Raw genomic sequence first — 20,607 nt, forward strand, 5'->3', positions numbered from 1 at the left:
GCTTGGGCGCATAAGCTGAAGGCATGGACTGCCTGCGCCTGGCCGAGGCGCTCTTGGAGGCCAGGGGGAGGCAGGAGGTCTTCCGCCGGGCCCTGGCCGCTCTGGAGGAAGCTGGGGTCATCCGCTGCGGCGAGGCCTATTGGGTGGGCGAGGGCTTAAGCCTCTTCCAGATGCAGGCCTGCCGCACCACCTGCCCCCTGGTGGCCCACTCCCGCACCCTGGCGGAGGAGGCCCTAAGGCGGGGGGAAAGGGTAGAGGAAGGGCCTTTCGTGGCCTTACCCGTGCGCCAGGGAGCGAAGACCCTGGCGGTGGTGGTCCTGAGCTTGAAAGAGGGGCAGAAGCCCCCCGAGGCCCTCCCCGCCCTCCTCCTCCTAGCCCTAAAGCGCCCGGGGTTGGAGCTGGCGGGCAGGCTCCTCACCGCCCAGGAAGAGGAGCGGCGCCGGGTGGGCCGGGAGCTCCACGACGGGGTGGGAAGCCTCCTCACCGCCGCCCTCCTCACCCTGAAGGTGGCGGAGAAGCGCCCCGAGAAGCTCCCTGAGGCCCGGAAGCGGGTAGCGGAGGCCCTGGAGGAGGTGCGGCGGCTTTCCCGGGAGCTGCGCATACCCCTCCTGGACGACCTGGGCTTGAAGGAAGCCCTGGCCCGCTACCTGGAAACCTACGCCAAGAACGGCCTGAAAGTGGAGGCTCACCTGGAGGTGCCCCCGCTGCCCAAGGAGAAAGAGGTGGCTCTCTTCCGGGTGGTGCAGGAAGCCCTCACCAACGTCCTCCGCCACGCCAAGGCCCAGAGGGTGCGGGTGCGCCTTTGGCGGGAAGGGGACCGGCTGTTCGGGGTGGTGGAGGACGACGGGGTGGGCTTTGACCCGGAGAAGACCCCAGCCTCCGTGGGGCTTTTGGGCATGCAGGAGCGGGTCCAGGGCCTGGGGGGAAGCCTCCTGGTCCGGTCCGCCCCCGGCCAGGGCACGCGGGTGGAGTTCGGGGTGCCGCTATGAGGGTGGTGCTGGTGGAGGACCACCACCTGGTGCGCAAGGGCTTAAGGCTTCTCCTGGAGGAAGGCGGCCACCAGGTGGCGGCGGAGTTCGCCACCGCCGAGGAGGCCATGGCCGCCCCCTGGGAAGCGGAGGTGGTGCTTTTAGACCTGAGCCTCCCGGGGATGGGGGGTCTAGAGGCCCTCCCCCACCTCGCCCGTCGGGCCAGGGTCCTGGTGGTTTCCATGCACGACGAGCCCGCCTATGTGGCCCGGGCCTTCCAGCTGGGGGCCAAGGGGTACCTGCCCAAGCACGCCCTGGACCAGGAGCTCCTGGAAGCCCTGGACCGCCTGGCCAGGGGCCTCCGCTACCTGCACCCGAGCCTCACCGAGGCCCTCTTGGAGGGCCAGGCCACCCCTGGACCCGAGGTTCTTTCCGAAAGGGAAAAGGCTGTGGTGGCCCTTCTGGCCCAAGGCTACTCTCTCTCCCAAGCGGCGGAGCGCCTGGGGGTTTCCGTGAAGACGGCCTCCACCTACAAAGGGCGGGCCCTGAACAAGCTGGGCCTGATGGACACCCCCGACCTGGTGCGCTGGGCCCGGGAACACGGGCTGGCCTGAACCGTTCGGGACATTTTTCCCAAGGACATTTGTCTTAGGAAGAATTCGCACGGGAACGGGAAAAATCCGCCGTCTTGTGAAAGGGAGGACGCGCTCTACCCTGGGGCCAGGAGGTGGAGGATGGAACTCCTGGGCTGGGTCACCGCAAGCCTCTTCGCTCCCCCGGGCGAAGCCCTCTTCCGGGAGCTGGCCGCGGGCACCCTCGAGGAGGCCCTGGAGGAGCTCACCGGCCACCCCGTGGCCCTGCCCCGGGTGCCGCAGGGCGAGCTCCAGGCCACCTATACCGCCCTCTTCGTCACCCACCCTGAGGGCCTTCCTGCCCCGCCCTATGCAGGCTATGCCCTGGACGGGGAGCTTTTCGGGCCCTCGTACCACCGCCTCCTGGAGTTTTACCGGGAAGGGGGCCTCGAGGTGCAGGAGTCTTGGCGCGACCTCCCCGACCACCTGGCGGCGGTGGGGGAAGCCATCGCCTTCCTGAGCACCAAGCGCCCCGACCTGGCCAAGCGGCTGGTGCAGGAGTTCCTCTCCCCCTGGCTCAAGCGGTTCGGGCAAGCGGTGAAGACCCACGACCCCACCGGGTTCTACGCCGCACTGGTGGACCTGCTGGAGGAGGCCATCCATGCAAAGACGGGAGTTTCTGAAGCTTAGCGCCCTCAGCGCAGGAGCCCTAGCCCTAAAAGGCAGCGGGCCTGCAAAGGCCCTTGGCACCCCCTGGCACGCCAAAGAGGTGCGGAGCGTCTACCAGATCTGCGAGGGCTGCTTCTGGCGCTGCGGCATCGTGGCCCATGCGGTGGGCAACCGGGTCTACAAGGTGGAAGGGTACGAGGCCAACCCCAAAAGCCGGGGCCGCCTCTGCCCCCGGGGCCAGGGCGCGCCCCAGACCACCTACGACCCCGACCGCCTGAAGCGGCCCCTCATCCGGGTGGAGGGCACCGAGCGGGGTGAGGGCAAGTACCGGGTGGCCACCTGGGAGGAGGCGTTGGACCACGTGGCCGAGAAGATGCTGGCGATCCGGGAAAAGTATGGCCCCGAGGCCATCGCCTTCTTCGGTCACGGCACCGGGGACACCTGGTTCGTGGACTTCCTCCCCGCCGCCTGGGGCAGCCCCAACGCCGCTAAACCCTCCGTGGCCATCTGCACCGCTCCCCGGGAGGTAGCCTCCCAGTGGGTCTTCGGAAGGCCCATCGGCGGCCACGAGCCCGTGGACTGGGAAAACGCCCGCTACATCGTCCTCATCGGCCACCACATCGGCGAGGACACCCACAACACCCAGCTGCAGGACTTCGCCTTGGCCTTGAAGAACGGGGCCAAGCTGGTGGTGGTGGACCCCCGCTTCTCCACCGCCGCCGCCAAGGCCCACCTGTGGCTTCCCATCAAGCCCGGCACCGACACCGCCTTGCTCCTCGCCTGGATCCACGTGCTTATCTACGAGAACCTTTACGACAAAGACTATGTGGAGAAGTACACCACAGGCTTCGAGGAGCTCAAGGCCCACGTGAAGGACTTCACCCCTGAATGGGCCGAAAAGCACACGGAAATCCCCGCGGCGACCATCCGCCAGGTGGCCCGGGAGATGGCGGCCCACAAGCCCCGGGCGGTCCTGCCCCCCACCCGGCACAACACCTGGTACGGGGACGACACCTACCGGGTGATGGCCCTCCTCTACGTCAACATCCTCCTGGGCAACTACGGGCGGCCGGGCGGCTTTTACATCGCCCAAAGCCCCTTCCTCCCCGAGTACCCCCTGCCCCCCCTACCCCTCAGGCCCGCCGCCGGGGGGGGCGCGGGGCCTGCGGCCGTCGACGCCGAGCCTGAGGGCTTCCGTCCCAAAGCGGACAAGGACAAGTTCTTCGCCCGCACCACCGCCATCCAGGAGCTCATCGAGCCCATGATCACGGGGAAGCCCTACCCCATCCGGGGGCTCATCGCCTACGGCATCAACCTGTTCCACTCCATCCCCAACGTCCCCCGCACCAAGGAGGCCCTGAAGGGCTTAGACCTCTACGTGGCCATCGACGTCCTGCCCCAGGAGCACGTGATGTGGGCGGACGTGATCCTGCCCGAGGCCACCTACCTGGAGCGCTACGACGATTTCGTGACCGTGGCGCACAAAACCCCCTTCATCCAGCTCCGCGTCCCCGCGCATGAACCCCTCTTCGACACCAAGCCCGGCTGGTGGATCGCCCGGGAGCTGGGCCTCAGGCTGGGCCTGGAGGAGTTCTTCCCCTGGAAGACCATCGAGGAGTACCTGGACACCCGCCTGCAGGCCATCGGCTTCGACCTGGAAACCATGAAGGCCATGGGCACCCTGGTGCAGCGGGGCCGGCCCTGGCTGGAGGACTGGGAGCGGGAAGGCCGCCTCCCCTTCGGCACCCCCTCGGGGAAGATCGAGCTCTACTGCCGGGCTTTCAAGGAGGCGGGGCACTCCCCCCTCCCCGTCTTCACCCCGCCGGAGGAGCCCCCGGAGGGTTACTACCGCCTCCTCTACGGCCGCAGCCCCGTGCACACCTTCGCCCGCACCCAGAACAACTGGGTCCTCATGGAGATGGACCCGGAAAACGAGGTCTGGATCCACCGGGAGGAGGCCAAGAAGCTGGGCCTGAAGGACGGGGACTATGTGATCCTGGTGAACCAGGACGGGGTGCGGGAAGGCCCGGTGCGGGTCAAGGCCACGGAGAGGATCCGCAAGGACTGCGTCTACATCGTCCACGGCTTCGGGCACAAGGCCCCTCTCATGAAGATCGCCCACGGCCGGGGAGCCTCCGACAACTACCTGCAGACCCGCTACCGGCTGGACCCCATCTCCGGCGGGGCGGGCCTCCGGGTGAACTTCGTGAAGCTGGAAAAAGCCCAAAGGCCCAGGCTACCCTCCCTCACCACCCTGGCCAAGCGGCCCTTTGACGAAAAAAGGAGGATGTGATGCCCCGGTACGCCATGGCCATCGACCTCAGCCTCTGCGTGGGCTGCGCCGCCTGCGCGGTGGCCTGCAAGATGGAGAACGAGGTACCCCCCGGCGTTTTCAACCTTTGGATCCGGGAGCGGGAGGTGGGGGTCTACCCGGACCTCCTGGTGGAGTTCCGCCCCGAGCAGTGCCTGCACTGCGAAAACCCGCCCTGCGTGCCCGTCTGCCCCACGGGGGCCAGCTACCAGACCCAAGACGGCCTGGTCCTGGTGGACCCCAGGCGGTGCATCGCCTGCGGGGCCTGCATCGCCGCCTGCCCCTACGACGCCCGCTACCTGCACCCGGCAGGCTACGTGAGCAAGTGCACCTTCTGCGCCCACCGGCTGGAAAAGGGGCGCGTTCCCGCCTGCGTGGAAACCTGTCCCACGTACTGTCGCACCTTTGGGGATCTGGACGATCCGGAAAGCCCCGTGTCCCAGGCCCTAAGGGCAGCGGAACGGGTGGACGTGCTCCGGCCCGAGCAGGGCACCAGGCCCAAGCTCTTCTACCTGAACGCCCCCTCCAAGAAGGGGCTTACCCAGGAAAGGGAGGTGCGCCATGACTGAGTTCTACGGCCTCCCCAACGCGGGGGAGTTCTGGCACTGGACCAACGCCCTCCACTTCGTGTTGGTGGGGTTGGCGGGAGGCATAGCCCTCCTTGCGGCCCTCCTCCAGCTTAGGGGGCACGAGGAAGCCCGGCGCTACACCCTCTTGGCCCTGCTCTTCATCGCCTTGGACCTCTTCGTCCTCTGGGCGGAATCCCCCGCCCGCTTCCGCTTCACCCACGTCTGGCTCTTCCTCTCCTTCCGCCCGCAAAGCCCCATCTGGTGGGGCGCTTGGGGGCTGGCCCTGGCCTTCCTCTCCTCCGGGCTCCTCTACCTGGAGAAAGGGCCCAGGAAGCCTCTGGCGTGGATCCTCCTGCTGTTCAGCCTGGTAGCCCTTTCCTATCCGGGAATGGCCTTAGCGGTGAACGGAAACCGTCCTCTCTGGAACGCCCTCTTGGCTGGTCTCTTCCCCCTCACCGCCCTGGTCTTGGCCCTGGGGGTGGCGGCCCTTCTCCGAAGCGGGTGGGCCCTTTACCCCTTGCGCCTCCTGGCGGGAGCCTCCCTCCTCTTGGCCCTCCTCTACCCCCTCACCCTCTCTCCGGAGGCCCGGGAGCACCTTTGGGAGGAAGGCGGCCTCCTCTACGGCCTCCTCCTCCTCCTGGGCCTAGGGGTCTTCTGGCGGGAACGCCTGGCCCCCTGGGCGGGGCTCCTGGCGGCGGCAGGGCTCAGGGCCCTGCTGGTGGCGGTGGGGCAGTGGCAAGGTTTTGGCCTTTAGGGGCTGGTGCCCCTAGGGAATCCAAAGGAGGTGTGCGATGAAAGGCATGAAGAAGCTCGCTTGGCTAGGTCTCTTGCTGGTCCTTCCGGTTTTGGCCCAGGCCACCACGACCACCTTCTCCGCCCTCACGGTACGGGAGCTGGGCAACTTCCTCACCACCCTGCCCGCGGACTTCTACGGCATCCAGCCCGCCGCGGCCAAGCAGATGATGGACACCCTGGACGTCTTCGTCTTGGACGTGCGGGAGCCCTCGGAGTACAAGGATGGCCGCATCCCGGGGGCGGTGAACATCCCCATCCGCGACCTGCCCAAGAAGGTGGGCGAGCTCCCTAAGGGTAAGCCCATCATCGTCTACTGCGGCATCGGGCACCGCGGGGCCATGGCCTTGGTCTTCCTGAAGGGCCAGGGCTACAACGTGAAGAGCATCCTGGGCGGGTACAAGGCCTGGACCGGGGCTAACCTGCCCGTGGAGAAGTAGGGCTTGAAGCCAAGGGCGGGGCCTTAGGGCCCCGCCCTGAACCCTTTACCCCCTAGCCTTCATCAAAGTAGGTGAGCCTGGGGTGCTTGTTGGCCAAAAGCTCGTCCAAGCGGCGCACGGGGGTGGAGTAGGGCGCGTGCTCCAGCCACTCTTTAGGCTTTTTCAGGAGCTCTCCCAGGGCCTCGGCGAAGGCCTCGAGGGTCTCCTTGCTCTCGGTCTCCGTGGGCTCCACCATGAGGGCCTCCTTGACGATCAGGGGGAAGTAGACCGTGGGCGGGTGGAAGCCAAGCTCCAAAAGCCCTTTGGCCAGGTCCAAGGCGCGGAAGCCCTGGGGGGGCTGGGCCACGAACTCGTGCATGCAAGGCCCGTCGTAGGGCACCCGGTAGCCCTTTGCCTTCAGGAGCTCCTTCAGGTAACGGGCGTTGAGGACGGAAAGGGCCGCGGCCTTCTTGAGGCCAGGAAGCCCCAGGGTGCGGATGTAGGCCCAGGCCCGCACCAGGGCCAGAAAGTTGCCGTGGAAGCTCCGCACCCGGCCGATGCTCTTGGGCAGGTCAAAGTTCAGGTAGAAGCCCTCCTCGCCCCGTTCCACCGTGGGCACGGGCAGGTAGGGGGCCAGGTGGGCCTTCACCCCCACGGGACCCGAGCCCGGCCCCCCGCCCCCGTGGGGCACGGTGAAGGTCTTGTGGAGGTTCAGGTGCACCACATCAAAGCCCATGTCCCCGGGGCGGGCCCAGCCCATGACGGCGTTCAGGTTGGCCCCGTCGTAGTAGAGCTGCACCCCCGCCTCCTTGGCCAGGCGGGAGATCTCCAGGATGCGCCTTTCAAAGAGGCCCAGGGTGTTGGGGTTGGTGAGCATGATGGCGGCCACGTGGGGGCCGAGCTCCCGCTTCAGGGCCTCGAGGTCCACCTCCCCGTCGGGCCCGGAGGGCACCTCCTTCACCTGATAACCCGCCATGCTGGCGGTGGCCGGGTTGGAGCCGTGGGCGGAGTCGGGCACCAGGACAAGCCTGCGGGTCTTACCCTCCCCCCGGTCCTGGTGGTAGGCGCGGATGATGAGGATCCCGGTAAGCTCCCCGTGGGCCCCGGCCGCGGGCTCCAGGGTGATGGCGTCCATGCCGGTAAGGGCCTTCAGGTACTCCCCAAGCTCCCACATGAGCTCCAGGGCCCCTTGGGCCGTGCTGGGGTCCTGGTAGGGGTGGAGGTCGGCGAAAAGCCTCGCGGCCTCCTCGTGGAGCTTGGGGTTGTACTTCATGGTGCAGCTCCCCAAGGGGTAGAAGGTGGTGTCCACCCCCACCTGGCGGCGGGAGAGCCCCGTGTAGTGGCGCACCAGGGTGAGCTCGTCCACCTCGGGAAGCCGGGGTGGGTCCTTGCGCAAGAACTTCTCCGGGATGTAGCGGGTGGCCTCAGGCGTCTCCTTCACTAGCCTCAGGCCCCGCCTTCCCGGACGGCTTCGCTCAAAGATCAGGGGGTAGCTCATGCCAACACCTCCCGCATGGCCGCTTGCAGGGCCAAAAGGTCCTCCTCCCGGTGGAGCTCCGTGGCGGCAAAGAGGGCGAGGTTCTCCCCGTACTCCTTCGGCACCGGGGTGGCGGCATGGAAGCCCCTTGCCGCCAGGGCTTCCCGCACCGTCTGGGGTTCCTTGGGAAGCCTGAGAACAAACTCGTTGAAGAAGGGCTTTGGGGTGAAAGGCTCCACCCCCGGGATCTCCAAAAGAAGCTCCCAGAGGCGGTGGGCCATGGCCACCCCGCTTAGGGCCACCTCCTTGAGCCCTTCGGGCCCCAAGGCCGCCAGGTACATGGCCCCCATGAGGGCGGTGAGCTGGGCGTTGGTGGTGATGTTGCTCTTGGCCTTGGCCCGGCGGATGTACTGCTCCCGGGCCTGGAGGGTGAGGATATAGCCCCGCTTGCCCTCGGCGTCCACCGTCTCCGAGACCAGCCGCCCCGGCATTTGCCGCACGAAGGCCTTCTTGGTGGCCAGGTAGCCGAAGTGGGGACCGCCAAAGCCCATGGGCAGGCCCAGGGTCTGCCCGTCCCCCACGGCGATGTCCGCTCCGTAGGCCCCCGGGGGCTTCAGCACCCCCAAGGAGAGGGGATCGGCCACCGCCACCAAGAGGGCTCCCGCCCGGTGGGCGGCTTCCGCCAGGGGGGCCAGGTCCTCTAAGGCCCCCAGGAAGTTGGGGTTCTGGGCCACCACCGCCCCTACCCCCTCGGGCACCTCCACCGCCGGGGTCCGCCCGCCCTCCAGGGGCAGGGTGCGGAGGGAAGCCCCCACCGCTTCCAGGTAGGTGAGGAGCACCTGCCGGTACTCCGGGTGGACCCCTTGGGACACCCAGACCTCCATCCGCCCCGTTTCCCTAAGGGCCAAGAGCACCCCCTCGGCCAAGGCCGTGGCCCCGTCGTACATGGAGGCGTTGGCCACCTCGAGGCCCGTGAGCTCGGCGATCATGGTCTGGTACTCAAAGGTGGCCTGCAAAACCCCTTGGCTCACCTCCGGCTGGTAGGGGGTGTAGGCGGTCAGGAACTCCCCCCGGCTCGCCAAGGCCTGGACCACGGGGGGGGTGTGGTGGCCACGAACCCCACCCCCCAAAAAGGCCTTAAAGGCCGGTTTGTTTTTCCCTGCAAGCCGCTTGAGCTCCTCCAGCACCGCCCACTCCGGCAAGGGCTCGGGCAGGGAAATCTCGGGGTTCAAAACCTCCTTTGGCAGGTGCCGGTAGAGGTCCTCGAGGCTTCCGGCCCCCACCCGTTCCAGCATGGCTTGGATCTCTTCTTCGGTATGGGGCGTGTAGTCCATAGGATCATCCTTAAACAAAACCCCCGGGCCATTTGACCCGGGGCCACATAAGGGCTCTGCCGCCCAGCTAAGGGCATCCGGGCACCCCAAAGCCCAAAGCTCGCCATACCGGCCGCCTTATCCTTCGCTCTCCAAAACCTCCTGGTAGCCAGCGGCATCCAGAAGGTCGTCCAGGTGCCCCATGTCCAAGGGACGGATGCGGAAGATCCAGCCCTCCCCGTAGGGGTCCTGGTTGATGAGCTCCGGGGTCTTCTCCAAGGCGGCGTTCACCTCCACCACCTCCCCGGCCACGGGGGCGTAGATGTCGGAGGCGGTCTTCACGCTCTCCACCACCGCCACCGCCTCCCCTTTCTCCACCTTCCGCCCCACCTCGGGGAGCTCCACATAGACCACGTCCCCCAAAGCGTCCTGGGCGTAGTCGGTGATGCCCACCAAAACCGTGTCCCCCTCGGGCAGGGCCCACTCGTGGGTCTTGGTGTAAAAGCGGTCCTTGGGTATGTCCATAGCGCCTCCTAACCCCCGCTATTTTAGCGGCACAAAGGGCAACGGGCTAAGGGAAGCCCCCGCCTTGCGGCCCCGAACCTCCACGAAGAAGGGCTCTTGCGCCTCTTTCTCCACGTAGGCCAAGGCGATGCCCTTTTCCAAAAGGGGAGAATAACCCCCGCTGGTTACCCGGCCCACCGCCCGGTCGCCGGAGTACACCCTATACCCCTCCCGGGGAATCCCCGCCTCCAGCACCAGACCAACGAGCTTCTCAGCGCACGGCCTAGCCAGCATCGCCTCCTTGCCGTGGAACTCCTTCTCCTTCTTCACCACCCAGGCCCAGGGGGTGCACAGGGGGTTGGTGTCGTCGGTTAGCTCGTGGCCGTAGAGGGGAAACCCAGCCTCCAGCCTCAGGGTGTCCCGGGCCCCCAGGCCCGCCGGGGTCGCTCCCGCCGCCAAAAGGGCTTCAAAAACCGCCTCGGCATCCTCGGGAGCCAGGAAGAGCTCAAAGCCATCCTCCCCCGTGTACCCGGTGCGGGCCAGCCGGGCGGGCCTACCGGCCACCTGGGCGGTGAACACATCATTCTTCCGCTTTTGGGAAAGGTCCGTATCCGTCAGGCCCTGGAGAAGGGAAGCCGCCTTCGGACCCTGCAAGGCCAAGAGGGCGGTTTCCTCGGAGATGTCGGCAAGCTCCACGGCAAAGCCCTGGGAGAGCTTCTTAAGGTGCGCCCAGTCCTTGGCGATGTTGGCGGCGTTCACCACCATGAGGTACTCCTCCTCGGCGAGCCGGTACAGGTAGATGTCGTCCACCACGCCCCCTCGGGCGTTGGGGAGCATGGAGTACTGGGCCCGGCCTACCTTTAGCTTGGCGGCGTCGTTGGCTGTGGCCCACTGGAGGAAGGCCAGGGCCTCGGGGCCCCGGATGAGGAACTCCCCCATGTGGCTCACGTCAAATAGCCCTGCACCCCGGCGCACCGAAAGGTGCTCCTCGCGGATGGAGGTGTACTGCACCGGCAGCGCGTAGCCCGCGAACTCCACCATGCGCCCCCCGTGGCGCAGGTGGGCTTCATAGAGTGGGGTCTTCTTCATGGCAAGGCCATCTTACCCCCAACACGGGGGATGCGCTGGGGACAAAAAGCCTCCGCACGGGGTTCCCTGCGCTTCCCCCCAGGCCCACCCGTTCCTAGCCGCTCAACTTCAGAAAAGCTCCCGCCTCAGGGCCTCGGCGGAGTTGTCCTCCAGGACCTCCTCCCGCTTGGTGGCCCAGGCGGGGAAGGGAAAGCGCACCAGGAGGGGCACGGGGATCTCGGGCTGGGAAAGGATCACCATCCCCTGGGGCAGGATCAGAGCCCGTTGGCGGAAGGAGGCGGGAAGGTAGCGGTACTCGGGCCGCTCGGCCTCGGCGGCGTCCAGGCGGCCCACTACCCGGATGGCGGCGTTGCCCACCACCCTGCGCTCCACCTCGCTAGCCGTCTGCTGCGCCCCGATGAGGATCACCCCCAAGGAGCGGCCGCGCTCGGCGATGTCCAGGAGGACGTCCTTGATGGGGCTCTCCTCGTCCCGGGGGGCGTACTTGTTGAGCTCGTCCAAGACGATGAAGACCCGGCCCCGGTACTGGCCCCGCTCCTTGCGCTCAAAGAGGTCCTTGAGCAAAGCGCCCACCACGAACATCTGCGCCTGGGGGTGGAGCTTGGCCAAGTCCACCACGTGCACCTGCTCCCCTTTTAGGGGGTCCGGGGGGTTGCCGGGGCGGTCGCCCCGGAGGAGGTGGCCCACGTTTTCCACGCTGGCGCGCAGGCGCCGCACGAAGGCCTCGAGGGTCCCTCGGGCCTGCCGGGCGGTCCAACCCCGGTCTCCCTCCCCTTCCCCGCTTTCCGGGCCCAGGAGCTTGAACTCCAGGTAGCGCACCAGCTCGGCAAAGCTCTGGAGGCGCACCCGGCCCAGGGCGTCGAAGGTGATCCCCTCCGGCAGGTCTTCCCCGGGCCAGTCCTCCACCAAAAGGGCCGGGCCCTTCTGCTTCTCCGCCAGCCGCCTGAGCTTCTCCGCCACGTGGACCACCAAGAAGCCCAGGTTGGTAAGCGCCCCCTTGTCGGCGAAGAGGAAGGGGAGGAGGCCCCTTTGGGCGAACTGCACCAGGTCCCAGTGGTAGGCCCGCACCCCCTCCAGCCGGGTGTCCACGTCCGGCAGGTACCCCTCCTTCTTGGGCGGGGCCAGGAAGGCCACGCTCCCGAAGGGGGTGGCGGGCAGGCCCAGCCGGGCGTACTCCTTCCGGGCCTCCTCCGTGAGGCGGGCGTTGGTCTTGTCCAGGAAGAAGAGGTCTTCCCCCTTCACGTTGAAGAGGAGCACCTTGGCCTGGTGGGCATCCTCCAGCACGCCGCTTTCCAGGAGGCTCTTGAGGAGAAAGGTGGCGTAGCTGGTCTTGGCCGCCACCCCGCTGATGCCGGAGATGTTGACGTGGCCCCCTTTGACCCCGTTCAGGAACTCCAGGTTGAGGTAGGCCACCTCCCCGTTCTTGAGAAGCCCTGCCGGGAGCTTGGTGCTCCCCCTCTGGTTCCTCATGGCCTCGTAGTAGAGGGCAAGCTCCAAGTCCCCCCCTTGCGCCAGGTAGACGGGGGAGCCAGGGTCTGGGGGGAAAAACTCCTCGGGCAGGATGCGGGTCACGCTCACGTGGGCCACGTAGGCCAGGGAAACGGGGATCTTGCCCTCCACCGCCAAAAAGGTGTCCGTGTCAAAGTTCTCCCCCTCGTGGGCCTTGGCCACGTGGTCCACCATGCCGAAGTAGCGCACCTGGCCCACCTTGGGGTGGTATCCCTCCACCACCACCAGGTCGTCCAGGCGCAAAAGCCCCTCCCCCTCCACCCCCACCCAGAACTCCAGGGGGGTGGCCTCCCGGCTTCCCAGCACCACGCCGATCCGCTCCACCCTTCACCTCCCAAGATGCCTGGCCAGCATGCGGGCCACCACCTCGCGGCTTCCCATCCTTCGGGCCAGCTCCCGCTCCAGCCCCCCCACGGGCAGGAGGTTCTGCGGAGCCCGGGGGTCTTTCACCGGGTGAGAGGCCAAGGCGGGGAAGAGGCTTAAGGATAGGTCCGCCAGGGCGCCGAAATCCCCCTGTAGCGGGGTTTCCACCCGCAAAAGCCCGCTTTCCGGCGGGCGCACCCCCTCCGGGGGCAGGGGCAGGCGCAGGTACCAGCTGGCGAGCTCCATCCCCTGCCTGCGCACCCGAAAGGCCGGGGTGCGCTCCCCTGGGGCCAGGGCGCGGAGGAGGGCCTCCTCCTCCTTGGGCAGGTACCGGGCCCAGTGGGTCTTGATGTAGCCCAGCACCGGGCCTTCCCGCACCGCGCGCACCGGCCCGTCCACCACCAAGAGCCCCCCCACTAGCTCCTTGGCCAGTTCCTGCTCCAGGCCAGCCCGGGCTTGGCGCAAGCCCTCCTGCAGACCCTCGAGGCCCTCCCCCACCGCGGACACGGGTTCGTAGGCCAGCTCCCCCACGGCCAAGGGCTTCTCCAAGCCAACCCCCACCCGGCGCACCACAGGGGGAAGAAGCCGCATCCTTCCCCCCTCCCACACCACCGTCCCTGCGGCCACGCACCCCAGGAGGGCAAGCCGCTCCCCGTCGGAGATCAGGGCCTCGGCCCGCTCCCGCCCGTCTAGGAAGTAGAGAGGCTCGGGCCAGGGTTGGGGAGGAGCGGTCCTGGCCTCCCAGGACTCCTCCAGGAGGTGGAAGGCCTCGGGCTCGCTCCCCCGGAGAAGGGCCTCTTCGGCCTCCTGCCAGGGGAGGTCCAGGGCGTAAAGCCGCCAGGCCATGCCCCTAGATTACCGGGGCCGGGCGGTAGGGCAGGTACTTGGGCTCCCAGAAGCGGGAGCGCACGAACTCCATGAGCCCCTTGAAGGAAAGCCCCTTTACCCGCTCCTCCTCGGCCACCCCGTCCTCGAGGGCCTCCTGCATGACCCGGGCCGCCACGTAGGGGGAAACCTCCCGCAGGCGAGCCACCGGCGGGTAAAGGAGGTCTGGGAAGTGGGCCTTGGTGTAGTCGTAAAGGGCGTAGGCCGCCTCCAGGACCATGCCGTCCGTGACCTCCCGGGCCCGGGCCAAAACCGCCCCAAGGCCTAGGCCCGGGAAGATGAAGGCGTTGTTCCCCTGGCCGATGGGGATGGTGCGCCCCATGTACCCCACCGGGGGGAAGGGGCTCCCCGCCGCCACCAAAGCCCGGCCCTCCGTCCAATAGATGAGGTCGTCGGGCAGGGCCTCGGAGGCCGAGGTAGGGTTGGAGAGGGGAAAGATGACGGGGCGCTCGCTAAAGGCCAACATGGCCTTGGCCACAGGCTCGGTGAAGCTCCCTCCCTGACCGGAAAGGCCCAGGAGGACGGTGGCCTTGGCGTTGCGGATGGTCTCCAGAAGGCCAGGGTAGGGACCGGAGAACTCCCAGCCCGCAAGGCGCTCGGGCCGCTGGGCGTAAGGACGCTTGTAGTCCTCCATGCTCCGCCCCTCCACCAAAAGCCCCTTGGAGTCCAGCACCAGCACCCGGGCCCGAGCTTCCTCCTCGGAAAGGCCTTCCCGCTTCATGCCCTCCCGCAGGGCCCAAGCCACCCCGATACCCCCGGCGCCCGCCCCATAAATCACGATCACCTGCTCGGAAAGCTTCTCCCCCTTCAGACGGCAGGCGGAGAGCACCCCTGCCAAAGCCACCGCTCCTGTCCCCTGGATGTCGTCATTGAAGGAGGGTATCACCTTGCGGTAACGCTCCAAAACGGCGAAGGCCGTCTCCTTGGCAAAGTCCTCCCATTGGATTAGGGCCTTGGGGTAGCGCTTGCGCACCGCCTCCACGAACCGGTCCAGGAAGCGGTAGTACTCTTCCCCCCTCAGGCGCTTGTGCCGCACCCCCAGGTAGAGGGGGTCGGCCAGGAGGTCTTCCCGGTCGGTGCCCACATCCAGCTCCACGGGCAGGGTCTTGTCCGGCCCCACCCCCCCTGCGGCGGTGTAGAGGGTGAGCTTGCCGATGGCGATGGCCATGCCCCCGTACCCCTGGTCCCCGATGCCCAGGATGGCGGAGGAGTCCGTGGCCACGATGAGGCGGACCTCCTCCAGGGGAACGTTGGCCAGGGCCTCCTCGATGTGGCCGATGTTTCTGGTGCTGGCGGTGAAGCCCCGGGGGTAGCGGTAGATGTGGGAGAACTCCCGCACCGCCTCCCCCACCGTGGGGGTGTAGAGGATGGGAAGCATCTCCTCCAGGTGGTCCACCAAGAGGGCGTAGAAGAGCACCTCGTTGCGGTCCTGAAGGTGGCGGAGGTAGATGTGCTTCTCCAAGGGGCTCTGGATCAGGCGGTAGCGGCGGTAAACCCGCTCCTTTTGCTCCTCCAGGGTGTTCACGTGGGGGGGGAGGAGGCCCTCGAGGCCCAAGGCTCTCCGCTCCTCCTCCGTGAAGGCCGTGCCCTTGTTGAGAAGGGGAAGCCGAAGCAAAAGAAAACCGGAAACGTAGGGCTCCAGGTAGCGCTCGCCTCGTTCGTCCCGTTTGACATCGTAATAGCGGCTAACCGGCATAGCCCTATTCTTCCACCACCAAAGCGGCAAGGCTAGGGTAGAAACGTCCTGAGCGCGATGTAAAGAGGGGTTGGCCCTCCCCGCACCTGCAAGGGGAGGCCGGGGCACCCCAACGGGTGGGAGGGACCAGGACGGACGCCCAAAGGAAACCCGCCTCCTGCTGGTGGTCCGCTGACAGTGGCCCCTTAGTGGGGGCATGCACATCCTGGTAAACGACGACGACGGCCTCTTCAGCCCCGGGCTTTGGGCTTTGGCAGAGGCGGCAAGCCGCTTTGGCGAGGTCTTCGTGGCGGCTCCGGACGTGGAGCAAAGCGGGGTGGGCCACGCCATCACCATCGCCCACCCCGTGCGGGCCCTCCCCCACCCATACCCTTTGCCGGGCCCCCACTTTCCCGCCTACCGGGTGCGGGGTACCCCCGCCGACTGCGTGGCCCTGGGCCTCCGCTTCTTCGGCCCCGTGGACCAGGTCCTTTCCGGCATCAACCTGGGGAGCAACCTGGGCCACGAGATCTGGCACTCGGGCACCGTAGCCGCCGCCAGGCAGGGCACCCCGCATCGCCCACCACCTAAGCCTGGACCGGGCCACAGCCCGGCGGGACCTCAGGCGGCGGGTGAAGGGGTGGTTGTGGCTGCGGCGGTGCTACGGGAGCGTGGAGGAGGTGAGGCGAGGGGTGGAGGAGGCGTTGAGGAAGCTGCAGGAGCGCCTGGAGAGGGAAGTGGGGCAAAGCCTATGCAGGGCTACTTAGCCTGGATCAAGCCAAGGGCCAAACCAACGCATTGGGGTGAACAACAGAAAACCCGGGAGTGTCCCGGGTTTTTTCCTCCCCACCCTGGTGGGCGGCGTAGGACTTGAACCTACGACCTCTCGCGTGTGAGCCGAAGGCGACGGTTATGTGCTCCAGAACGGCCTGGTAGCTTTTAGTCTCCCCTAGCGGAAAAATCCCTTCCGGGTAGTGCTAGGTTAAGCGCTTTGGTACACCCTAATCCGAAGCCTCTAGGTGTAATAAGGTGTCAAGCCCGAGGGCGGCCCGGCGGCGGTCCTCCTCCTGGAGGTGCTGGTAGACCCGGAGGGCCAGGGCAGGGTCCGCATGCCGTAGCCGCTCCGCCACCTCCTTGGGGCTCAGGCCGGCCCGGAAGGCCAGGGAGGTGTAGGTGTGCCGGAGGCCGTGGGGGGAAACGTAGGGCACGCCGGCCTTCTGCACCAGCCCCTTCCAGGTGCGGAGGAAGGAGCGGTAGCCCAGGGGGGTCCCCACCTCGGAGGGGAAGATGAGCCCGTGCTCCTCCCACCGGCGGGCCACCGCCTTCTCCTCCTCCTGGGCCAGGCGGTGTTCCGCCAGGAGAGCCTGCGTCCGGGGGTCCAGGTAGAGGTAGCCCTGGGACCTGGGGGTCTTGGTGGGCCCCAGGGTGCCGTCCCGGCGGAGGGTGTGGCGGATCCAGAGGCGATCCCCCTCCCAGTCCTCCCAGCGGAGGGCCAGGGCCTCCCCTATCCGGAGACCGGTGGCCAGCATGAGGGCAAGCATGGGGTAAAGGCGGTGCCCCTCCGCGGCCTTCAGGAACTGGGCCGCCTCCCCCGCACTCCAGGCCCGGGCAGGGCGCACCTGGCCCGAGGGGGGCGGGTCCACGGCCTCCACGGGGTTCCGTTCCAGGAGGCCCGCCCTCACCGCGTCCCGTAAGGCGGCCTTGAGGAACTGGTAGGCGTGGCGGCGGACCGAGGGGGAAAGCCCCCGCTCTGCCAGCTCCGCAAAGAGGGCCTGGATGGCGAGGGGGTTCAGGCGGGGCAGGGGGGTAGAGGCCAGGGGCTCCAGGAGCTGAAGGTAGTGGCGGTAGGTGTTCAGGGTGGCCGGCCTCAAGCCCTTGCTCTTGGCCCGGTGGTCCGCCCAGTGGCGCAGCCAGTCCCCGAGGCGGAGGCGGCCCGGGTCCTGCACCACGGCGTAGCCCGCCTTGGGCAGGAGGCGGGCTAACTTTTCCGCCACCTCCCGGCGGGTGCGGCCATACACCCACTTCTTCTTCTGCCGCCCATCCGGCCCGTAGCCCACCGTGACGAAGCCCGCCCAGCGCCCGTCCTTGCGCTGGAAGATGCTGCCTTCACCTTTGCCTCTACGGGACATGCCAAGCCCTTCTCAGGTTCGCCCAAATGCTTTGGGCCTCCTGAAGGTACTTCTGCAAGCTATTAGGGTCCGGACACTTGTAGCGGACCTCAAAGCTGAGGCTGAGGAGGTGGTTGTAAGCCTTCCTATGCTTCCTTGCTACCCCAGCCCTTTTGAGGAGGGACTTGACCTCTTGGTGGTCTTCCGGCTCATCGTTAATGCCCCGGTGGATCAGGTAGGCCCTCGCCTGATGGTAGGAAGCGTAAAAAAAGGCCGTGACCGCCCAATCCTTGTAGGTTCCACCTGCCAAAGTGAGGGCCAGGGTCTCGTTATGGATGGCCTGGGCTTTGTGCTGGTTCAGGTGGGGCATCTTCGCTCAGGAGAATGACGGTGATGTCTTCCAACCCGTACTTTTCCTCCACATCCAGGGCAAGGTCGTAGATGGGTTCTAGCTCCTCGTAGGTGTAGCGCTCCGGAGGATGGTAAGCGTAGAGAAGGATGTACCCCTTCCTTACCTGCGGTTCCTCAAAGCGGGTGATGAGGCCTTCCTCCCGGAACCTCTCAAGCCCCTGGATGAGTTCTTGTACGGCCTGACGCTCCACCCTGAGGTCATCTTCCCTTTCCTTCTGGAGCCTGACAAGAATCACCTGAACATTTTCCTCAGGGATAGTCCTCAAGAGCAGAGCGAAGAGGCCCCTTTGAGTCTCCTCAAAATAGCGCACAGGGATTTTTTTTGGTGGAGGGAAGAAGGTAGTGCGTATTTGCTCCTCCCAAATCCTTTGCGAAGTGATGGCGCTTGGCATCCTAAACCTCCTCCCCCACAGCTTGCAGAAACTGCTTCAGAGTTTCGTACAAAAACTTTGCCTGCGGAGGGGTAAAAGCATAAGCCCCTGTAAGGGTCAAGTGCATGGCATGCTCACTCGTGCTGTTTCCCTTAGGAAGGGGCATCCCGGACAAGAGACCTAAAGTGAGGATCTTTAGCTCAAGGTTTTGGTTGATGACCACGCCGCTCACGTAAACCGGTGTTACCCTATCAGGGGGGATGTAAATCTGCTCCGGAAGGTCGGGCTTTTCACTCATACCAAACCTCCTTTTACTTCCTATGGCGGCTTACGGTCATGCCGCTCACGTAAAGAGGCACGGCCCGGTAGGGGTCCGAGATGGAGAAGCGCTGGGGGGGTGGGGTTTGTTGGTCAGGCATGGGGTACCTTCCTGCTTTTCACCTAACAACACAGGTCCCGTCAGGTCTTTGTTGTCCAAGGCGTGTAGGGGATTCGTAATAGTCCCAATACAAGCCGTACAGCCTTTCACGAGCGTGGCGGACAACAACAACATCGCCCGGAACATACCGTGAAAGCTCGTAACGGACAGAGCTCACAAAGGGGGTTGGAACTCCGTTGATTGCTACTATGACATCCCCCTCACGAACACGCGCCAAATATAGGGGGCCTCCACTTTGCAGGGAAACGATTTTTGCTCCCCTGGGATTTTGATGGTCTTGAAGATAAGCGCCAAGGCAAGCAGGCCCAGCAGTAGGGGGCTCAAAATCGGGAAGAGTGACGGTAACGGGGGAGCAAGCGGTGAAAATGTAGGCTCCTAACAGAAGGCCGAAAAGCACCCTCATACTCACACCTCCCTAATGCTGATTACCCGGTAAACCTCCCCCACGATCTTCGCTTCATCTGGGGTGAGGATGGGGCCCTTGGGGTTGTCCGAGGCGAGAACCCAACCGCTCTTGGTGCGGCGGGCCCGCTTGACGGTAAGGCCGTCCCCTATGATCTCCACCAGGAAGACCTTCCCCTCCCTAAACTCCTTGAGGTTCTGGTCCACCAGGACGTAGTCCCCATCCCGGATGCCACCTTCTTCCCCGTTGTCCATGCTGTCCCCTTCTACCCGGAAGACGATGCTCCCCGGGCGAAGCCAGCGCTTAGTGATGGGGATGTGCTCCACCGTGGGCCAGGGGCGGCCCCCCGAGGCAGAGCCGATGACCGGGACAAGCTCAATCTCATCTGGCGAGACGGGCTTAGCGTCTCCGCCTCGCTTGGGCTGGGTGTAGATGGAGGGGACCTCCAGGCCCGTAGCTTCAGCAAACTCTTCGGGGGTCCAGCGGAGAGTGGCCAAAATGCGGTCTAAAGTGGCAGGCTCCTTATAGGCAAGGTAGCGTATAGCGTTCTCAACGTTTGGCAAAAAGCGGGTTGCTGCCCAGCTTGGGCTCTTCCCAACCTTAGTGGAAAAAGAGGCTTGGGAAATCCCTAAAGTCTTTAAGCGGGCCTTGATCGCTTCCGCCGGGTCTTTAACGGCCACCATAAAACCCCTTACCACTTAGGGTAATGAGGCAATAACTACAGGTGGTATTGACAAAACCTTAAGTAGTAGTCACAATGGGTGACGATGACCGGAGTGGGCCAGAAGCTAAGGGAGCTAAGGCTCAAGCGGGGCCTAAGCCAAACCAAGTTAGCTCAAAAAGTGGGGGTTTCTCAAACATTCATTTCCGCCTTGGAGATGGGGCTTAAACAGCCCAGTTTAAAAACCCTTTTGGCTTTGGCGGATGCTCTTTCTGTTTCCCCCGATGAGTTGCTACATGTAGCGGCTGAGGAGGTTCCCCATGATTCCTGACTGGGCCCCCATCCTGGCGACCTATCTCCTCGGGGTCTTCCTGGCCCTCTCTACCCTGCTCCTCTACCTGCAGGGCCGCGGCCTTAAGCCCGGCCCTGTCGTGCTTGCGGTTGTTTCGTTTATCGCCGGGGTGGCCGGGATCCTCCTGGCCTACCTGGCCGCCCTGGCGGCGTGGGGAGGTGGAAGGTGAAGCGGGAAGGGTTCTGGTGGCGTTGGGGTTTAGACGCCGTGGGGGGCGTTCTCCTCGGGCTCATCCTCCTTTGGGCCTTGGCCAACGCCCCCGCGGTGGGGAGGTGAGGCATGGACAAGCCGGTGTACCGGGTGGACGAGGTGGCAAAGTTGCTGGGGGTCTCAAAGGACACGGTCTACGAGCTGGTACGCGCTGGGCGCATCCCCCACAAGCGCATCGGGCGGCGGATCGCCATCCCCAAGGTCCTCTTCATGGAGTGGCTCAACACGCCGGACCCCTGGGAGTCCTACGACGTGCCCCGGCGTAGGGAGGTGAGGCCATGACGGAAGTGCAGGGCAGGGCGGCCAAGATTCTGGCTGGGCGGGCGTTTGAGATCGGCGGGCGCTTCTCCAAGGCGGCCCGGGAGCTCCTGGAGTCCGGGGAGGTGAGCGTGGCCCTGGCCCAGGACCTCCTGCGGCACGCGGCGGCCTTCCACCTGGCCGTGGTGCTTCTGGAGGAGGGCCAGGAGGAGGAGGCCATCCGGACCCTGAACCACCCGCACCGCATGCGGGGGTACGAGGTGCCCTAGGGGGTGGGGG

At 66.1% G+C, this 20,607-nt stretch carries 24 protein-coding genes; 12 read left to right on the forward strand and 12 right to left on the reverse strand.

Going from position 1 to position 20,607, the window contains the following annotated elements:
* Positions 1 to 23: 23 nt before the first annotated feature.
* The 7 genes from L1087_RS13115 to L1087_RS01945 all read left to right on the forward strand — a co-directional run bounded on the left by L1087_RS13115 (position 24) and on the right by L1087_RS01945 (position 6,321).
* Positions 24 to 989, forward strand: a complete 966-nt coding sequence (locus tag L1087_RS13115) for a sensor histidine kinase (RefSeq protein WP_267964613.1) — start codon at positions 24 to 26, stop codon at positions 987 to 989.
* Positions 986 to 1,582, forward strand: coding sequence for a response regulator (locus L1087_RS13120; RefSeq protein ID WP_135259978.1), 597 nt, complete (start codon positions 986 to 988; stop codon positions 1,580 to 1,582). The genes L1087_RS13115 and L1087_RS13120 overlap by 4 nt, the downstream gene beginning before the upstream one ends.
* Positions 1,583 to 1,702: 120 nt before the next feature.
* Positions 1,703 to 2,230 (forward strand): TorD/DmsD family molecular chaperone, encoded by a 528-nt coding sequence (locus L1087_RS01925; protein WP_267964614.1) that lies wholly within the window; start codon positions 1,703 to 1,705, stop codon positions 2,228 to 2,230.
* Entirely contained in the window at positions 2,202 to 4,502 is a 2,301-nt protein-coding gene (locus L1087_RS01930; protein WP_234557362.1) for a molybdopterin-dependent oxidoreductase, read from the forward strand. The genes L1087_RS01925 and L1087_RS01930 overlap by 29 nt, the downstream gene beginning before the upstream one ends.
* On the forward strand, positions 4,502 to 5,089 hold the full coding sequence (locus L1087_RS01935) for a 4Fe-4S dicluster domain-containing protein (protein ID WP_234557363.1): 588 nt from the start codon (positions 4,502 to 4,504) through the stop codon (positions 5,087 to 5,089). Before L1087_RS01930 ends, L1087_RS01935 begins: the two co-directional genes overlap by 1 nt.
* Positions 5,082 to 5,843 carry a polysulfide reductase NrfD family protein gene (locus tag L1087_RS01940; RefSeq protein WP_234557365.1) on the forward strand — a complete coding sequence of 254 codons (762 nt, stop codon included), beginning with the start codon at positions 5,082 to 5,084 and terminating at the stop codon, positions 5,841 to 5,843. The genes L1087_RS01935 and L1087_RS01940 overlap by 8 nt, the downstream gene beginning before the upstream one ends.
* Before the next feature lie 37 nt (positions 5,844 to 5,880).
* Complete coding sequence (locus tag L1087_RS01945) at positions 5,881 to 6,321, forward strand: rhodanese-like domain-containing protein (RefSeq protein ID WP_038047360.1); 441 nt, start codon at positions 5,881 to 5,883, stop codon at positions 6,319 to 6,321.
* Between the two features lie 52 nt (positions 6,322 to 6,373).
* On the opposite strand, the gene gcvPB is transcribed toward L1087_RS01945, so the two are convergent.
* The 7 genes from gcvPB to L1087_RS01980 all read right to left on the reverse strand — a co-directional run bounded on the left by gcvPB (position 6,374) and on the right by L1087_RS01980 (position 15,136).
* Positions 6,374 to 7,798, reverse strand: a complete 1,425-nt coding sequence (gene gcvPB, locus L1087_RS01950; protein ID WP_234557366.1) for an aminomethyl-transferring glycine dehydrogenase subunit GcvPB — start codon at positions 7,796 to 7,798, stop codon at positions 6,374 to 6,376.
* Positions 7,795 to 9,111 (reverse strand): aminomethyl-transferring glycine dehydrogenase subunit GcvPA, encoded by a 1,317-nt coding sequence (gene gcvPA / locus L1087_RS01955; protein ID WP_038043049.1) that lies wholly within the window; start codon positions 9,109 to 9,111, stop codon positions 7,795 to 7,797. Before gcvPA ends, gcvPB begins: the two co-directional genes overlap by 4 nt.
* Positions 9,112 to 9,228: 117 nt before the next feature.
* The gene (gene gcvH, locus L1087_RS01960) at positions 9,229 to 9,615 is read right to left on the reverse strand and encodes a glycine cleavage system protein GcvH (protein ID WP_038043050.1); all 387 of its coding nucleotides are present in this window, start codon (positions 9,613 to 9,615) and stop codon (positions 9,229 to 9,231) included.
* An 18-nt stretch (positions 9,616 to 9,633) separates the two neighbouring features.
* On the reverse strand, positions 9,634 to 10,683 hold the full coding sequence (gcvT, locus tag L1087_RS01965; protein WP_234557367.1) for a glycine cleavage system aminomethyltransferase GcvT: 1,050 nt from the start codon (positions 10,681 to 10,683) through the stop codon (positions 9,634 to 9,636).
* Positions 10,684 to 10,791: 108 nt separating this feature from the next.
* The gene (locus tag L1087_RS01970; protein ID WP_234557368.1) at positions 10,792 to 12,516 is read right to left on the reverse strand and encodes an ATP-binding protein; all 1,725 of its coding nucleotides are present in this window, start codon (positions 12,514 to 12,516) and stop codon (positions 10,792 to 10,794) included.
* Positions 12,517 to 12,519: 3 nt separating this feature from the next.
* Positions 12,520 to 13,401, reverse strand: coding sequence for a DNA double-strand break repair nuclease NurA (locus L1087_RS01975; RefSeq protein ID WP_234557369.1), 882 nt, complete (start codon positions 13,399 to 13,401; stop codon positions 12,520 to 12,522).
* A gap of 4 nt (positions 13,402 to 13,405) precedes the next feature.
* A complete protein-coding gene (locus L1087_RS01980) occupies positions 13,406 to 15,136 on the reverse strand; it encodes an NAD-dependent malic enzyme (RefSeq protein ID WP_234557370.1) in 1,731 nt (576 codons plus the stop codon).
* A 196-nt stretch (positions 15,137 to 15,332) separates the two neighbouring features.
* Here L1087_RS01980 and surE point away from each other — a divergent pair, with 196 nt between their 5' ends.
* A complete protein-coding gene (surE, locus tag L1087_RS01985; protein ID WP_234557371.1) occupies positions 15,333 to 15,989 on the forward strand; it encodes a 5'/3'-nucleotidase SurE in 657 nt (218 codons plus the stop codon).
* A gap of 127 nt (positions 15,990 to 16,116) precedes the next feature.
* Here the strand turns inward: surE and L1087_RS01990 are convergent, their stop codons facing one another.
* The 5 genes from L1087_RS01990 to L1087_RS02010 all read right to left on the reverse strand — a co-directional run bounded on the left by L1087_RS01990 (position 16,117) and on the right by L1087_RS02010 (position 19,344).
* Positions 16,117 to 17,244 carry a tyrosine-type recombinase/integrase gene (locus L1087_RS01990; RefSeq protein ID WP_234557372.1) on the reverse strand — a complete coding sequence of 376 codons (1,128 nt, stop codon included), beginning with the start codon at positions 17,242 to 17,244 and terminating at the stop codon, positions 16,117 to 16,119.
* Entirely contained in the window at positions 17,234 to 17,593 is a 360-nt protein-coding gene (locus L1087_RS01995; RefSeq protein WP_234557373.1) for a hypothetical protein, read from the reverse strand. The genes L1087_RS01990 and L1087_RS01995 overlap by 11 nt, the downstream gene beginning before the upstream one ends.
* Entirely contained in the window at positions 17,553 to 18,026 is a 474-nt protein-coding gene (locus L1087_RS02000; protein WP_234557375.1) for a hypothetical protein, read from the reverse strand. Before L1087_RS02000 ends, L1087_RS01995 begins: the two co-directional genes overlap by 41 nt.
* Before the next feature lies 1 nt (position 18,027).
* A complete protein-coding gene (locus tag L1087_RS02005) occupies positions 18,028 to 18,303 on the reverse strand; it encodes a hypothetical protein (RefSeq protein WP_234557377.1) in 276 nt (91 codons plus the stop codon).
* A gap of 546 nt (positions 18,304 to 18,849) precedes the next feature.
* Complete coding sequence (locus tag L1087_RS02010) at positions 18,850 to 19,344, reverse strand: S24 family peptidase (protein WP_234557380.1); 495 nt, start codon at positions 19,342 to 19,344, stop codon at positions 18,850 to 18,852.
* Between the two features lie 270 nt (positions 19,345 to 19,614).
* Here L1087_RS02010 and L1087_RS13375 point away from each other — a divergent pair, with 270 nt between their 5' ends.
* The 4 genes from L1087_RS13375 (at position 19,615) to L1087_RS02025 (ending at position 20,597) form a co-directional block, all read left to right on the forward strand.
* Positions 19,615 to 19,839, forward strand: a complete 225-nt coding sequence (locus tag L1087_RS13375; protein ID WP_386083142.1) for a helix-turn-helix domain-containing protein — start codon at positions 19,615 to 19,617, stop codon at positions 19,837 to 19,839.
* Positions 19,829 to 20,029 carry a hypothetical protein gene (locus L1087_RS02015; RefSeq protein ID WP_234557381.1) on the forward strand — a complete coding sequence of 67 codons (201 nt, stop codon included), beginning with the start codon at positions 19,829 to 19,831 and terminating at the stop codon, positions 20,027 to 20,029. The genes L1087_RS13375 and L1087_RS02015 overlap by 11 nt, the downstream gene beginning before the upstream one ends.
* 110 nt (positions 20,030 to 20,139) lie before the next feature.
* Positions 20,140 to 20,352 carry a helix-turn-helix domain-containing protein gene (locus L1087_RS02020; RefSeq protein ID WP_234557384.1) on the forward strand — a complete coding sequence of 71 codons (213 nt, stop codon included), beginning with the start codon at positions 20,140 to 20,142 and terminating at the stop codon, positions 20,350 to 20,352.
* Entirely contained in the window at positions 20,349 to 20,597 is a 249-nt protein-coding gene (locus L1087_RS02025; RefSeq protein WP_234557385.1) for a hypothetical protein, read from the forward strand. The genes L1087_RS02020 and L1087_RS02025 overlap by 4 nt, the downstream gene beginning before the upstream one ends.
* Positions 20,598 to 20,607 lie beyond the last annotated feature (10 nt).

It is taken from the genome of Thermus tengchongensis (genome assembly GCF_021462405.1).
In the GTDB taxonomy this organism is placed as follows: Bacteria; Deinococcota; Deinococci; order Deinococcales; family Thermaceae; genus Thermus; species Thermus tengchongensis.